This window comes from Microcoleus sp. M2_D5, assembly GCF_036701935.1.
Classification (GTDB): domain Bacteria; phylum Cyanobacteriota; class Cyanobacteriia; order Cyanobacteriales; family Microcoleaceae; genus Microcoleus.
Window position 1 is genome coordinate 1 of record NZ_JAUBRP010000064.1, and the last position, 15,220, is coordinate 15,220.

Here is a 15,220-nt window from a genome sequence, read left to right on the forward strand (position 1 = left end):
GGTATTTTAAAATCCCAAAAGCCTTTCGACCCCAATTATGCGATCGCTACCCCTTGACAGCTCAAGACAGTATCTACGGAACTCGATCGGATACAATTGCGAATCAAACGGAAATGATATCATTCCTCATCTAAAATCTAAAATCTAAAATGGTATGACTTCAACACTGCCAACTATTAAGTTTTTAAAACAGCCGACTTCGGAAGCTTGGATAGAACAGGCGATCGCCCATTTGGATACAATCTTATTAGACCATTCTCACTGCGAGCGGAAAGCGGCGGGAGTAGCGTTAAATTTAATGTTTCGCTACCCAGCCCGGGAAAAATTGGTGAGGATGCTAACGGCGATCGCCCGCGAAGAATTAGAGCATTTCGAGCAAGTCAACCAGCGGTTAGAACATCGCGGCATTGCTTTGGGCCCTTTGGCTGCACCTCCCTACGGTGCCGGTTTGTCCGCCCAAATTCGCAAGCAGGAACCGGAGAGACTTTTGGATTCTTTGTTGGTTTCTGGTTTGATAGAAGCGCGCAGTCACGAACGGTTGGGGTTGCTGGGCGATCGCTGTCCCGACGCGGAATTAGCTAAGTTTTACCGCAGTTTGATGGCTTCGGAAGCGCGCCATTACGGGGTATATTGGATTTTGGCAACAACTTATTTCGATCGCGCTCTTGTGATTGACAGGCTGGAGGAATTATCATTAGTAGAGAGCGAGCTGCTGGCAATTCTTCATCCCGAACCGAGAATTCACAGTTAAAACCTAGGTGCACTTAAAAACTGTCAAACACAAAAAATCAGTAATTTTACAGTTGCTAAAGTCAAAAAATAAATATACGTTGCAACCACCAATGAAAACCCAACATCTGGATTTTTTAATTCGTTCCTGGGAAACGCGCGATCGCGCTGAGGCGTTCTATTTAATTAGGGATGTTTTAGCAGAATACGGTTTAAAATGCGAACCTCACGGGGCCGATCGAGATGTCTATGATGTAGAACTTCATTATCAGAATAAAGGCGGCGAATTTTGGGTAGTTGAACGGCAGGATAAAATAGTCGGTACGGCGGCTTACTATCCGATTGAGCGGGGAAATAATGCTGTGGAAATTCGCAAAATGTATATTTTGCCAGCAGCAAGAGGACAAGGTTTGGGTAAATTTTTACTGCAAGAATTGGAAAGTAAAATTATCGCTCGCGGCTTTGAGGAAATTTGGATAGAAACTGCCAGCATTCTTAAAGAAGCTGTGAAAATGTACGAAAATAGCGGATATCTACCGACAACTGGTGTGGAGACGCCAAGGTGCGATCGGGTTTACGTAAAATTTATAGGTTAGAAGCAAAGTCTAAGAAACCGGGTTTCTGAGAAAATCTCGGTTGGGTGGCAAAATATCTCGGAAGAAACCCGGTTTCTGGGAATTTGGCATTGGGTTTTAATTTATCTTTTGCCGCAGAGGAATCTCGATCGCAAATTCGGAACCTTCTCCGACTACAGAATTGCAAGAAAGCTTGCCGCCGTGTTTTTCTACTATAATAGAGTGCGAAATTGCCAATCCTAAGCCAGTTCCTTTACCAATGGGTTTAGTAGTGAAAAACGGGTCAAACAAGCGCCTTTGCACATCTTCGCTCATCCCAGGGCCGCTGTCAGCTATCCAGATGGCAACGCTGTTATTGTCGGTTACTTGGGTGCGAATCGTAATTGCGAGATTTTTGTCGGTACGATCGGATTTCTTCATCTCCATTTCCAAGGCGTCTAGCGCATTGCTCAACAAATTCATAAATACTTGATTTAACTGACCGGGATAACATTCAACTAAAGGCAAATTACCGTATTCTTTAATCACATTAATTGTCGGGTAATCGGCTTTATGTTTCAGGCGGTTTTGCAAAATCAGCAGTGTGCTTTCAATGCCTTCGTGAATGTCAACTTGTTTCTTTTCGGCTTCGTCAAGTCTTGAAAAAGTTCGCAGGCTCAAAACTATGTCGCGGATGCGATCGGCTCCGACTTTCATAGATGCTAAAATTTTAGGTAAATCTTCAATGAGATAATCAATTTCTAAGTCATCCCTTGCATCTAAAATTCTTGCGGTAGGCTGCGGGTATTCTTTCTGGTAAAGTCGCAGCATTTTTAGCAAGTTTTGAGTGTATTCGCTGGTGTAGCTGAGATTGCCGTAGATAAAATTAACCGGGTTGTTAATTTCGTGGGCGACACCTGCTACTAACTGTCCCAAACTAGACATTTTTTCACTTTGAATTAATTGAGTTTGGGTACGTTGGAGTTCGTGCAAAGTTTCTTCTAGCTGTTGAGTTTGAGCTTGAGCTAGTCGGGCAGCTTTGCGGGTTTGGGTGTAAAGTTCAGCGTGGTCGATCGCGATCGCAATTTGAGCGACTACCGCTTGCATCAGTTCGACTTCCGATTCGCTCCAATTTCGCACGGAGATAGCTTGATAGCAGGTAATCACCCCAATATCGCCTGCTGCAGTATGAATTGGCAGCGACAGCACTGAGTTAAAATTTGAAGCCTGGAAAAGTTCGCGCAATTCTACATCTTCAAAAGTGCTGACATCATCAATTCGGAGAATTTGTCGCCGCAAAATCTGTCCCACAGCGAAACAAGATTTGTCGTCAATAACATAAGTGCCTAGCATACTCGGCAAATCTGCATTCTTGGCTTCGTAAGTTACGTCCCAAACCGGAGGATTGGTGTTGGGGCGATACCAAGTGAAGATGCACCAATCTAGGTGCATCAGATTGCGAATTTCTTGAACGGCGGTTTCTACAATTGTGTCTAAATCTAAAGAAGTGCGGATTTGGTTGGCAATTTGATTGAGTAGTTGTTCTCTCTGAGCTTGCTGTCTGAGGGCTTGTTCCGATCGCACTAAAGTTTCTTCTGCCAGTTTGCGATCCGTTAAATCTTGGAGCACTGCTTGGATGATTTTTTCATTTCCCACCTCGATGATTGTCAGCACGACTTCTGCGGGAAAATCAGTACCGTCTAAACGCTGATGAACCCAATCAAAACGGTAGTTTCCCCGCTCAAAGGCGATATCCATGATTTCGTTAACCAAGCTCAAAGAATCTCTGCCGTTGGGTTGGAAAGGAGGCGAGAGTTTGCCAGGGTTTTGTCCGTACAACTGTTGCGCTGCGGTGCAGCCGAATAGTTTTAGGGTGGCTGTGTTGGCATCGGTGATGGCATTGTCACATAACATAAAAACAGGCAAACTGGTTAATTCGTAGAGCGATCGAAATTTAGCTTCCGACTGCTGCAACGCGGCTTCTGTTTGCTTGCGATCGGTAATGTCGGCAACCATTGCCAAAGCACCCACATAGCGTCCCTGTTTGTCGGCCAAGGAATTAGTAGAAACCATCGCCCACAAGTCCCTGCCGTCTCGGCGAAGGAACTTAAAATCGTGCTGTTCGCTAATTCCTTCACGGCGACGGTCGAGATTGATTTGTGCGATCGCGATGCCTTCTGCATCCATAAAAGCAAATAGCGACTCCCCGATCATTTCCTCTGGGGTGCAGCAGAGCATATCTGCCATTTTTTTGTTGACAAAAGTAGTTTTACTCTCCGCATCTACGATCCAAATTCCTTCGTCCGCTGTCTCGACAATGCACCTGTATTTTTCCTCGCTTTCTCTGAGCGCTTCTTCTGCTAATTGGCGAGCCGTAATATTTTGAATCATTAGCAATCCGCCGATGATTTCTTGCCGTTCGTTTCTGACAGGCAAAGCATAACCGAGGTAAACGCGATCGCTGTAAATAAATTCTGTAACAACTGTTTCTCCTGCCAGTGCCGCCCGATAAGTTGGCTCGATCTCAGCGCAAACATCTGGCTCGAATACTTCCCAGATTGTCTTGCCTTCCATCAATTCTTTGGAAAGTCCCACGGCGGCTAATTCTGTACCTTCTACCAGCGTGTAGCGCAGTTCTGGATCGAACAACATCACCGCACCGTTAGGAAAGTTGCTTGCCATAGTGCGGTAAAGCTGTTCGCTTTTTTGCAGCGCAGCTTCTGCTTGTTTGCGATCGCTAATGTCAACTACAACTGCACCGATGCCGATCGCCTCGCCATCTTTGTCTAGCAAGGGAAAATAAGAGCCTGTCAGGTGTCGGACAAACCCTGGGTTTCTGGGATTGTCACCACTCCTCTCGATGTTAATTAATGGTTGTTTTGTCCTCAAAATTTGTTCGTACAAAGGCTCTATTATGGGAGCGATATTTGGCAATATTTCGCGTACAGTCTTGCCGATGTGATCTGCTGGGCTCAGGCAATTTATTTCTGCTAAAAATTGATTGATTTGCACGTAGCGCAACTGCGAGTCCAAAATACAAAGTCCCGCCGGCGCCTCATTTAAAAAGGCATCAAATAGTTCTTGTCTTTGTGCTAATTCTTGTTCTAAAGCTTTGCAAACGCTGAGATCGGTTAAAGATCCCATCATCCCCACAACTTCTCCCGTGTTGTCTTTCAATAGCGAGAGCATCAGGTGCGAGTAAAATTTTTCTCCAGATTTACGGCGCGTTATAACTTCTATTTCATGCTCGCCTTTTTCTTGTAGCGGTTTGATGACTTGCTGTAACAAAAATTCGTGTTCTTCTGGCGGGTAAATTAGAGAAATGTGCTGTCCGATAGCCTCAGTTGCTTCATAGCCGTATAACTTTTGGCAGGCTTGATTCCACATGGCGATCGAGCCGTCCATATCTGTAGAAATTACCGCCTCGTGAATTTGGTCGATAATTTGACTTTGGAGGCGCAATTTTTCTTGAGCCTGTTCCAGTTCGGCGATTTTTTCTTCGAGTAGTTTCTGAGTTTTTTCCAGTTCCGCAGTCTGCTTTGTCAGCAATTTTTCCAGATGTGAATTGCCCTGCGGGGGCGCTGATTCCAGGGGCGCGCTATTTTGATCCCGATTATTAAAGATTTCTTCAACACTTAGCCAAATCGCGGACAGTCCCTCTGTTTCAATTGCCCGCTCGGAAACTCGCACGGGTACGAGATGCTGGTTTTTATGTTTGTATGCTGCTTCGCACAGGTGCGTGTGGCTATTTTTTGCTTGACATTCTAGATATTTTTCTGGGCCCGCGCAGTGTGTTTGCTGAATTTCCCAGTAGTTGAGGTGGAGAGTTTCTGCAACTGTGCGGCCGATAATACTTGCAAAAGCTGGATTTACGTCGAGAAAAGTCCCGTCCGTCCGGCACAATGCCAGCCCTATCGGGCACAGTTCTAACAATTGGCAACGGGAGCGATTGCGCTTGGCTTTTCCTAACTGGCTTTGCATCTGACCTAGCTGGACTTGGTTTATTTAATTATATCTTTATTATCTTGTTTATTTTTGTGAGTTTTATCCTTAATTAAAAAAGAGGGAAGAAGAAAGTTCGGCAACGATCCCTCTACGGGATTTAACAAATGTAACGGATAGATGCTGAGCTGGGAGGAAAGAAGGAAGAGATTGGAGGTTCGAGGTTCGAGGGAAGTTCGGCAACGATCGCGCGATCGGGATTTAACGGATGGATGTTGAGGAAAAAGACAAGATGGGGAAACAAAAGTGAGTAATAATCAACGGGGAGGAGGAAAGAGGGAAAGAGGGAATGAGAAGAAACCAGAAAAATCACAAAAGAAGAAGTACAAAACTGGTACTAAAACCATTAATTTATACATGGTATCTTCCTTTCTTCCTTCTTCCTTCTTCCTTCTTCCTTCGGACTGACATCCGTTACATCCGTTACATCCCGTACATTGCTCGTTGCCGAACTTCCTTCAATTAATCGCGGGCAATACCTTCGGATCGAGCGGCCAACTGCACTGCACCGGCGACAGCAATGGCAACTCTTTCGTCAAAAACCGACGGTATAATGTGCTCTTTGTCAAGCTGGGAAGGACTGACTAAAGAGGCGATCGCATAAGCTGCTTCCAAGTACATAGTGGGCGTAATCGTGGCAGCTTTGCAGTCCAAAGCACCTCGAAATATCCCCGGAAATGCCAAAACATTGTTAATTTGATTCGGGTAATCGCTGCGTCCGGTTGCTACGATCGCCGCATCTTCCACAATTAATTCTGGCTGAATTTCGGGAATGGGATTTGCCATTGCAAAAACAATGGGATTCTCCGCCATCGAACGCACCATCGACCGGGTGAGCACGCCGGGGGCGCTGACGCCTAAAAATACATCGGCACCGGCGATCGCATCTTCCAAAGTACCGCTTGAAGCGACGGCAAATTCTAGTTTTTCGGGGTTCATATCCGTGCGGTCTTGGGAGAGAACGCCTTTGGAGTCGCACATGATGATGTTTTGGGCACCTGCTTTACGCAGCAAGCGGGCGATCGCGACTCCGGCCGCACCGGCTCCGTTTATCACGATACACACTTCTGAGATGGTTTTTTTGACGATTTTCAAGGCATTAATTAATGCTGCCAAACTGACAATCGCAGTGCCGTGCTGGTCGTCGTGAAAAATCGGAATATCTAAGGTTTCCCGCAATCTTGCTTCGATTTCAAAGCAGCGGGGAGAAGAAATATCTTCGAGGTTAACGCCGCCAAAAACCGGGGCGATATTCTGCACTGTGCGAATAATTTCCTCGGTATCTTGGGTGTTCAAACAGATAGGAAAAGCGTCAATACCTGCAAATTCTTTAAATAGCATGGCTTTGCCTTCCATGACTGGCAGTGCGGCGGCAGCGCCGAGGTTTCCCAATCCCAAAACTGCGCTACCGTCGGTAACAATGGCAACAGTATTTTGTTTGATTGTGAGGTTATAAACTTGTTGCGGGTCATTGGCGATCGCCGTGCAGATGCGCCCCACTCCAGGAGTGTATGCCATTGCCAAATCCGACTGGCGTTTGAGGGAAATTTTGCTAACTACGCTGATTTTGCCGCCGCGGTGCAAGTTGAAAGTGCGATCGTACACGTCGATCACTTTGATATCTGGCAGTCCTTTCACTGCTTGCACTATTTCTTCATTGTGCTCGAGGCTGGAGGCATCGACGGTGATATCGCGAACAGTAGTGGCGCGGGTTTGCTCGATCAAGTCGATTTGGCCGAAGTTGCCGCCGACAGATGCGATCGCGCTGGTGACTCTTGCCAGCATTCCCGGCTGGTTCGGCAGAGCAACCCGAATTGTTAAACTAAAGCTGGGATTTGGTGTCAGTTTTACCATGATGCCTTGATTTCAGATTTAAGAATTTCAATCTTAGATTTTATCCCCAATGTTAGGCATAAAATTTAATAATTCAAATTTTTAAGTGAAATTTTTAACAAATTCTATGAGCCAGTGGTACGATCGCTCTGCACTGCCAGGGGTGTGGCTGGAAAACAGCTCTTTTTTTGAGTAAAGCTTTGCTCTGTTTCTAGCTTGTTACCAGGAATTTCTTCATGTGGTACCCGCCACGTGATTTATCTCGCGCAAATCAATCCCAAATCGAAAATCGAAAATCACTTATTGCCCCCGCATTTATCTCGCGCAAGTAAATCTAAAATCTAAAATCTAAAATCGCGCAATCGATTGACTCTCCCACAAACAGTCTATTTTCTGTCAATTTCCTAGCGAACCGCGAATATGAAGTGCGGGGGTAGAAACCGGGTTTCTGAGGTTAACCGGCGGAAGTCTTATCTATTTTTGAGAATATTTCTGCTTATTCTGAACCTTAGCAGATATTTCGCAAAAATCTATTTTCCATCGCTACCGCCTAATTCCTGCTGCTGTCTTTTGAAGCGAGACACCCAGGAGAGTTGATGCGGCTTTTTGGTGGCCTTTATGGGGAATGTAAAAAGTAGATGCACGGCTGTTTGAGCCGGCAGGTAAAAATCTGAGCGACTGACAAGCGGGCCTTTGATATATATTTTGTCTGGTTTAACACTTGCCAAGGATTGGGACTGCAACCTTGCAAACGCTCTAAATTACCTGCACGCTTTGCCCGATAATTCCAGGGGCTGTAACTAACAGACAATCTACCCCGCGCCGACACTGGTACAGCTTGGGCCGAACCGTGTTCAGTTGCTGGTTGCTAACTGTCAATTTTACCGATCGGCCGCAGCATCGGCCCAGATAATTGTAAAGAATTTGCAAGCCAGACAATCTGGGGGAACTTTTTCTAAGTCTTGCATATCTACCGGTTGCTCTGCTTCGCTGCCGGGGGGAACTATGCACAGGGCAACTTGTCCGACTCCAGCCATGAGTTCGGCAACTCGCTCCAAAATACTGTCGATTTTTTCCATTAGTTGCTCTGCTGCATCGAGACTTGGCGCGATGATGAAAAAGGTTTTGACTCCATCGGGACAAGGAGCGAAGCCGAGGGTACAGTCTCGTAATAGTGCTTCGGTGGAGAGACTGAAACCGTTGTAAAAGCGATCGATTACTGCTTGATAAAAGGCGATTGTCAGAGAGCGATCGCCAAAAATAGGTTGAGGTAACATAACTACTTCCTTTCGTAGGATTTTTGGGAGCCTTGAAAAAATTTTAACATACCTTAATGTAAGGGATTTAACAAAATTATTTAGCGATCGAGATCAGTGGCTAGATGTGATAATTTTTAATTTGTGTAGCGATCGCAACTGTGATAAAATGGACTCTGTGCTATTAAGGTCAGTGATTTTGAGTGTATCACCAGCTCAAAGCTAAGTACAAAATTTCCTAGTAGGTGAGGAGAGGGGGATAGGGCCAGAGGGAGAGAACCAGAGGGAAATTACCTAAGTAATAAGAGTAGTATTGGCAAAAAGTGCTTAATCTAGAGTTTAAAATAAACATCCAATCAAAATATTCAAGATGAACTCGATCGCCCAACAGTTAAAAGAAAAATTTGAAAAAGCATTCACCGCTGCATTCGGCGAAAGTTATGCAGGTGCAGATCCGATGCTAGCTGCCGCCAGCAATCCCAACTTTGGGGACTTTCAGTGCAATGCGGCGATGAGTTTGGGGAAAAAGTTAGGAAAGCCCCCGCGGGCGATCGCCTCGACAATTATCGAAAACCTAGATATTACTGACATCTGCGAAACCCCAGAAATCGCCGGGCCAGGTTTTATCAATTTGAAGCTCAAACCCGCTTATTTGGAAGCGCAAATTAGTGAGATCGCCGCCGACTCCCGTTTGGGGATTGAACCGGCGAAAACGCCTCAGACAATCGCGATCGACTTTTCCAGTCCGAATATAGCCAAAGAAATGCACGTCGGCCACTTGCGATCGACAATCATCGGAGATGCGATCGCCCGCATCCTCGAATTTCAAGGCCACGACGTACTCAGAATCAACCACATCGGCGACTGGGGCACCCAATTCGGAATGCTGATCGCATACTTGCGCGAAGTTCACCCCGAAGCCCTCACAACCGCTGACGCCCTAGACTTAGGAGATTTAGTCGCATTTTACCGCCAAGCAAAACAGCGCTTTGACACAGACGAAAGCTTCAAAGAAACCGCCCGCCAAGAAGTAGTAAAACTGCAAGCAGGCGCCGAAGACACCCGCCGCGCCTGGAAATTGCTGTGCGATCAATCTCGCCGCGAATTCCAAGTAATCTACGACTTGCTCGATATCAAATTAACCGAACGCGGCGAATCGTTTTACAATCCATTATTGCCCGCAGTCGTCGAAGATTTAACCACTCTAGGCTTGCTAGTAGAAAGTGACGGCGCGAAATGCGTTTTTGTAGACGGTTTCACCAACAAAGAAGGCGAACCGCTGCCGCTAATCGTCCAAAAAACCGACGGCGGCTACAATTACGCCACAACAGATTTAGCAGCAGTGCGCTACCGCATCCAAAAAGACAATGCAAAGCGCATAATTTACGTCACCGATTCGGGACAAGCAAACCATTTTGCCCAAGTATTTGCAGTAGCCAGAAAAGCCAATTGGATTCCTGATGATGTCGAAATTGTCCACATTCCCTTCGGTTTGGTATTGGGCGAAGACGGCAAAAAACTCAAAACTCGTTCTGGGGAAACAGTGCGGTTGCAGGATTTGTTAGATGAGGCGATCGTCCGCACGCGCCAAGATTTAGAAGAGAGATTAAAAGCCGAAGAAAGACAAGAAACAGAGGAATTTATTGCTAACGTATCTCGAACAATTGGTTTGAGTGCCGTTAAGTATGCCGATTTAAGTCAAAATCGCGCCAGCAACTATGTATTTAGTTACGACAAAATGCTCGCTTTGCAAGGAAATACCGCTCCATATATGCTGTATGCTTACGTGCGCGTGCAGGGAATTCGCCGCAAAGGTGAGATTAATTTTAATAATTTAGATGCTGGTGCGAAAGTGATTTTGCAATCAGATGCCGAGTTGGTATTGGCAAAGCATTTATTGCAGTTGAGTGAAGTTGTGAATGCTGTGGGCGGCGATTTGTTACCGAATCGAATTTGTCAGTATTTGTTTGAATTGAGTCAAAAGTTCAATCAATTTTTTGAGCAATGCCCGGTTTTGAAAGCTGAGGAACCGTTGCGGACTTCGCGGTTAATTTTGTGCGATTTGACGGCGAGGACTTTGAAGTTGGGTTTGGAGTTGTTGGGGATTAAGGTATTGGAGAGGATGTAATATAAAGTTTGTAGTGAGGAGTTTAGTCCTTATCTTGTATTTCTTCTGTTGTTTCTCCTGAGTTTTCAATCAACTCGTTAAATTCGCCGATTATTTCTAAAATTCGAGCGGAGGCAATGTCTGATTGTTCGGATTTTGAATAAATGGCAATCAAGATAACGATCGTCATTGTTTGAAGGTAGTAAATGAATCTATATCCAGCGCTTTTTCCTTTTTGAATGTCGCTGTTTTTGACACGCACCTTAAATATCTCGTACCCAGTCCCCGGTATCGGAACTCCCAGCAACTCTCCAGCTTGCAGTTTTTCAATAATCGGCTGAACATCCGATCGAATATGGCGGTACTTTTTAGAAAGAGCGCGCAAGTCGCGTTTAAATTCTCGCGTGGGTATAACCTGCTTTAAAGGAGGATTATTCTCCATCTATTCCCTCCCACAGTTCAGAAAGCGGTAAAGTCTGCCCTGTCATGGCTTCGTGCCATCCTTGACGAAAACATTCTTCGGCTGACTTCAGCGGTTCCTCAGCAATAACAATTTCTTGTTTAGCTTGTTTGGCAGCAGCTACAAGTTGCTGTTGCGTTTTCTCGAAAGATTCGTCCCATTGAAGCTCATCTTTTAATTCTGCGATATAGTCTTTCAAGTATTCTGCTACTTGCTGCTGTAAAGTTTCTGGCAGAGACTCCATCATCTCGATCACTGCATCAATACCTTCCCACAGTTCCGATACAGGTCTAGTTTTTCCTGTCTTGATTTCCAGCCATGCTTGCCGAAAGCTCTCTTCTGGAGATGGGAGTGCTTCTTCATCTTCGTTAGCAAGAACGACGATGCGGACTCTGCGATCGGCAAATTTGGCTGATTGCGCCAGAATTTCTTCCCACGTTCCCTCTAGTTCTAACACTTGTGCTGTCATTGCTTTTGCTTTTTTTAAGAGTTGGATTTAGTAAATTATAACGCATTCCTTAAATCGAGCATTTACGGCTTTTTGTTAACAACCAAGCTATCCAGAATGCCTTTAAACATTGTTACCACAATTTGGCGATCGTTATCTCTGACAAAAATATCGTAATTGGGACTTGAGTTAATTTCAATTAACCAATATTCTCCGTTTTTGTCTAGTGCTATGTCAAGCCCCGCATAATTAATCGCAATTTCAGCAAAAACAGGTTTAACAAAATCTTCAATCTCCGACATGAGATCGGGATTAATTATATTTTTTGCTTTTGCACCTTCCCAGTGCAGCGGGCTTAAATTCCCTGCAAATTTAGCCTGAGATTTGTCTTTGTCGTACAGCAAAACTAGCTTTTCTTTGCAGAATACAGCCCGATATTCGCGGGCAACTTCGATATATTCTTGAGCTAGCGCCACATAGTCATAATCTTTGCTGTTGACGTTAAATATATTTTCTAGGGCTGCTTTAATTTGCTCTCTACTTTCACACAAAAAAACATTGTTGCCACCAGCACCGCGATTTCTTTTGAGAATCACCGGGAAAGCGAATTTTTTGTTTACTTCTAAAACTATTGATTCAATATCTGGGAAACTCAAATACTTTTTATACTTCTCCTCGCAGTGAGGCGAGACAAAACCGAGAGTTCTGGGAGTATTTATTTTGCCGTTTAATAGCTGATAAGTATATTCTTTGTCTTTAAAAATCTCTGCTATTGACGCGCTGTTAAATGGCGTCATGTAATTGACAAAATAATATTCTTCGCCGCCCTGTTTGAGTCTAATCAAGTTTTGGGAAGGATGCAGGATTTCGTAAGGGATATTTAATTCCTTACAAGCTGCCAGCAGGATTTCAATATTGGTTAGCATAAAATATAACTTAATTAGAAATTAATTTTAAATATTTGAGATTAGAGAATGGTTTCCAAATCTCAAACCTCAAATTTTATCGCACTTTTATCCAAACAACCGCTGCTGCCCGTTTGCCGCATCTTTCCCGGCATAAATCTCGCGCGTTCCCTTGGGAATGTAAATCCAATCGAATTCTTGCAAGCGGTTTGTCAAATTGGAAATGCTCACTCCCAATTCATCTCTCATTTTGTATAAATGCGACCACTTTGTTAAATCGCGTCCCTGTCTTTTTTCCTCCAAAATACACCGAGGCATCAACAAACAGCTTGCAAAATATTGCGCTTGCCATTCGATCGACAAAACCTTATTATCAGCACTCGCACCCCGACAAACAAACGCTTCCTCGACATCCAGGGCGGTTTTTCCTTCATTGCCCAAGTTTAGTTCCAACTGTTCGACAGTGCCGTCTGCTTCGTCTTGATTGACGTGCAGCACCCAGTGACCGATTTCGTGGGCGATCGTCGATTCGATGAAGCCCGGCGGTTTTTCGAGAATCTGTTCGTTGATTTCGATTAACCGCTGCTGCGGCAAAATCCTTGCCGCGATCGCACCTTCTTCATCCGGCTCAATGCACTCCCAAACTACGCCTAAATCCAGAAAATCAGCAACCGTTGTCGCATCAAAAGGCCATCTCGGAGCAAAATTTTGCGTTTTCTGCATCTGCATCAAGATGTCCGAAGCCAAACGCTCGATCGTTTCTTTGGGATAGAAGCAATACGGTTTAAAAATACTCACTATGAGGGGCCTCTCTTACGCTTCAAAAGATTGTTTGAGCCAATCTGGATTTTCTTGCATCCGGCGGAAAAGAGCCTGCATTTCCTTCGGATTCTGCTTCAGCAGCGCTTCGTACTGCTGCGGCAGCCTCCCCGCCAAGAAAATCAATTCCTCTTCGTTTATGTCTAGATTTCGCGCTAATGCTCGGATTACCTCCTCTTTTGGCGCATAATCCGCTCGATCGTTCTCCAACTTCGACAAATAAGTAAAGTCCACACTTAGCATAGCTGCTAGCTCACGTTGTGAGTAAGCTTTGTCCTTGCGAGCTTGACGGATCAGTCTTCCAAATGTTTGTTCCACGGTTTTTCGCCTCCTGACAAGCATTCTAGCCTGTTTTGATGAAAAGTTCAACAAAATACTTGACGGGAAAATCAACCCGCGCTACCATGAGGTTAGTTGACGGTTTAATCAACCAGCTAAGCCTGACTGGTAGGGTTAAAGGTGCAAATTAGCCTAGCTCACACGCTGCATATAGCGTCGTCAACTTCAGAGGAGTGAGAAGCGCTGGGCGTCAAAACGCTTGTACGCAGCAAATAAGGAGGAGCAGATCGCAAATGCTGAGAACCTGGACAGACACGCATTACAAGCTCGAAGACGATGACTGGCTATACATCGCCACCCACGAAGAACAAAGCTCAGCCTCACTGGTTTGTCCCGGCTACGCGCGGGATGGCGAAGGCTTCAGCATCCACTTCACCCCAGCGCACCTAGAAACATTAGAGCATTTGCTCGCCGCGCTGCGGATTATTAAAGCTCAACAAGAGGCGATGCTTGAGTATACCTATCCCGAACCAAAAGCAACAACACATCTCATTAGGTAATCGAAGTTCGGCCACGAGCAATGTACGAGATTTAACGGATTACCGATTACCAATTCCCGGTAAAGCAGCAATAAATAAATAAGGAAAAACGAACCATGACTAAAACACAAGAAAGACCTACATTTTCAGTATTTGGTGCCAAACCGAGCAATGCTTTGCTAGTACCAGAAATCCCGATCACTGTACGTAACAATTGCCAAAGTGGCCAGTGGGCGATCGGCGATACCGACTATGGTTCCAAATGCTCGATGACTATTCTGAAATTTTCCAAATTCTTCGGCAGTTTAGGTCAAACTTCGCACACATTGTGGGGTCAACTGTGGTTTGTCGCAGAAAGTGGCGAATTGCCGCAAGGAGTTGTCATGGTGACATACATCAAAAACCGCAGCTTGAACGATTTTAACCGCTTGGTAGCATCAGTTCAATCTCGCGGCGTAGAACCAGCAACCGGGATTTTTATTCCCGAATTTGTCAAACATTCCGGTCAGAAACCAGACGATAGCGGAGTAGTAAAACCGATCAACTACTACAGCTTGAAATGGTCTTGGAACGAGCGGAAAGATTGGGCGGTTATCGACCAAGCCGCAGCAGTTTTGTCCGATTCTAGCAATCAATCGCGGATGATTGACTTAGAAGGAACAAAAGCAATGGTGTGTTTAGATAACCTGCCGGCGCAGCAAGTTGCCTGCTTGATGGCTGCTCACGCTAGCGGTGAAAACGATGCTATGGCTTTGAATTCCAACGGCAGTATGTCGCTACCGCCAGCCGAAGAGCAATTAACTGCTGACTTGTTCTAATTTTGTTGTAAAGGCGCGATTTAATCGCGCCTTTACCATAACTGTTACAACAGAGTGAAATGAAGAAATTAACCAAGCTGAAAACCAAACAAAACCTGCAAGAAAGTCGTTTGAAAGAGAATCTTGAGCTGCTCGATCAAATTCGGACAGATGCAGTTAACGACATCGAAAGTCTCACCGAAGACTTCCAGCACATGACTTTAGTAGCCGAATCAGTCCAGCGGAATTACCGAGCTTTGTTAGCCGAAAATCAATTGCTAAAAGGCGCACTTTTGAGTATAATTGATGAGTGCGATTGCTGGGAAGGAAATCGGTGCGATCGTTGCTGGAAAATTCTCAAAACTCTAGCCAACGACAATCCCGAAGAAAAACCCGATGCAGCCAAAAAATACCGAGCCATTCTCAGCCAACTCCGCAACTTTGAATAACTGAAAAGGTTTCACTAAAAAATCTCGAAAACTTAGAATCAGG

14 protein-coding genes are annotated in these 15,220 nt (G+C 45.1%); 6 read left to right on the forward strand and 8 right to left on the reverse strand.

Features of this window, described 5'->3' with window-relative positions:
• The first annotated feature begins 154 nt into the window (after positions 1-154).
• Both QUA50_RS22385 and QUA50_RS22390 read left to right on the forward strand, forming a co-directional pair.
• The gene (locus QUA50_RS22385) at positions 155-751 is read left to right on the forward strand and encodes a tRNA isopentenyl-2-thiomethyl-A-37 hydroxylase MiaE (protein ID WP_333267264.1); all 597 of its coding nucleotides are present in this window, start codon (positions 155-157) and stop codon (positions 749-751) included.
• Positions 752-842: 91 nt separating this feature from the next.
• A complete protein-coding gene (locus tag QUA50_RS22390) occupies positions 843-1,325 on the forward strand; it encodes a GNAT family N-acetyltransferase (protein WP_333267262.1) in 483 nt (160 codons plus the stop codon).
• 96 nt (positions 1,326-1,421) lie between these two features.
• Here the strand turns inward: QUA50_RS22390 and QUA50_RS22395 are convergent, their stop codons facing one another.
• The 3 genes from QUA50_RS22395 to QUA50_RS22405 form a co-directional block, all read right to left on the reverse strand.
• Positions 1,422-5,264, reverse strand: a complete 3,843-nt coding sequence (locus QUA50_RS22395) for a PAS domain S-box protein (protein ID WP_333267260.1) — start codon at positions 5,262-5,264, stop codon at positions 1,422-1,424.
• Between the two features lie 483 nt (positions 5,265-5,747).
• Positions 5,748-7,139 carry a malic enzyme-like NAD(P)-binding protein gene (locus tag QUA50_RS22400; RefSeq protein WP_333267258.1) on the reverse strand — a complete coding sequence of 464 codons (1,392 nt, stop codon included), beginning with the start codon at positions 7,137-7,139 and terminating at the stop codon, positions 5,748-5,750.
• An 860-nt stretch (positions 7,140-7,999) separates the two neighbouring features.
• Positions 8,000-8,395, reverse strand: coding sequence for a hypothetical protein (locus QUA50_RS22405; protein WP_333267257.1), 396 nt, complete (start codon positions 8,393-8,395; stop codon positions 8,000-8,002).
• A 349-nt stretch (positions 8,396-8,744) separates the two neighbouring features.
• Here QUA50_RS22405 and argS point away from each other — a divergent pair, with 349 nt between their 5' ends.
• Positions 8,745-10,502, forward strand: a complete 1,758-nt coding sequence (gene argS / locus QUA50_RS22410) for an arginine--tRNA ligase (protein ID WP_333267255.1) — start codon at positions 8,745-8,747, stop codon at positions 10,500-10,502.
• Between the two features lie 22 nt (positions 10,503-10,524).
• On the opposite strand, the gene QUA50_RS22415 is transcribed toward argS, so the two are convergent.
• From QUA50_RS22415 to QUA50_RS22435, 5 genes are all read right to left on the reverse strand, one after another.
• Positions 10,525-10,923, reverse strand: a complete 399-nt coding sequence (locus QUA50_RS22415; RefSeq protein ID WP_333267253.1) for a type II toxin-antitoxin system RelE/ParE family toxin — start codon at positions 10,921-10,923, stop codon at positions 10,525-10,527.
• The gene (locus tag QUA50_RS22420; protein WP_333267251.1) at positions 10,913-11,410 is read right to left on the reverse strand and encodes a hypothetical protein; all 498 of its coding nucleotides are present in this window, start codon (positions 11,408-11,410) and stop codon (positions 10,913-10,915) included. Before QUA50_RS22420 ends, QUA50_RS22415 begins: the two co-directional genes overlap by 11 nt.
• A 62-nt stretch (positions 11,411-11,472) precedes the next feature.
• Positions 11,473-12,315, reverse strand: a complete 843-nt coding sequence (locus QUA50_RS22425) for a YheC/YheD family protein (RefSeq protein ID WP_333267249.1) — start codon at positions 12,313-12,315, stop codon at positions 11,473-11,475.
• 87 nt (positions 12,316-12,402) lie between these two features.
• The gene (locus QUA50_RS22430; RefSeq protein ID WP_333267247.1) at positions 12,403-13,092 is read right to left on the reverse strand and encodes an ImmA/IrrE family metallo-endopeptidase; all 690 of its coding nucleotides are present in this window, start codon (positions 13,090-13,092) and stop codon (positions 12,403-12,405) included.
• A 15-nt stretch (positions 13,093-13,107) separates the two neighbouring features.
• A complete protein-coding gene (locus QUA50_RS22435; protein WP_006634885.1) occupies positions 13,108-13,431 on the reverse strand; it encodes a helix-turn-helix domain-containing protein in 324 nt (107 codons plus the stop codon).
• 254 nt (positions 13,432-13,685) lie between these two features.
• Between QUA50_RS22435 and QUA50_RS22440 the strand changes: the two genes are divergently transcribed.
• The 3 genes from QUA50_RS22440 (at position 13,686) to QUA50_RS22450 (ending at position 15,177) form a co-directional block, all read left to right on the forward strand.
• Entirely contained in the window at positions 13,686-13,952 is a 267-nt protein-coding gene (locus QUA50_RS22440; RefSeq protein ID WP_006634886.1) for a hypothetical protein, read from the forward strand.
• A gap of 95 nt (positions 13,953-14,047) precedes the next feature.
• Entirely contained in the window at positions 14,048-14,749 is a 702-nt protein-coding gene (locus tag QUA50_RS22445) for a hypothetical protein (protein ID WP_333267245.1), read from the forward strand.
• A 59-nt stretch (positions 14,750-14,808) separates the two neighbouring features.
• Positions 14,809-15,177, forward strand: coding sequence for a hypothetical protein (locus tag QUA50_RS22450; RefSeq protein ID WP_333267243.1), 369 nt, complete (start codon positions 14,809-14,811; stop codon positions 15,175-15,177).
• Positions 15,178-15,220: the final 43 nt, after the last annotated feature.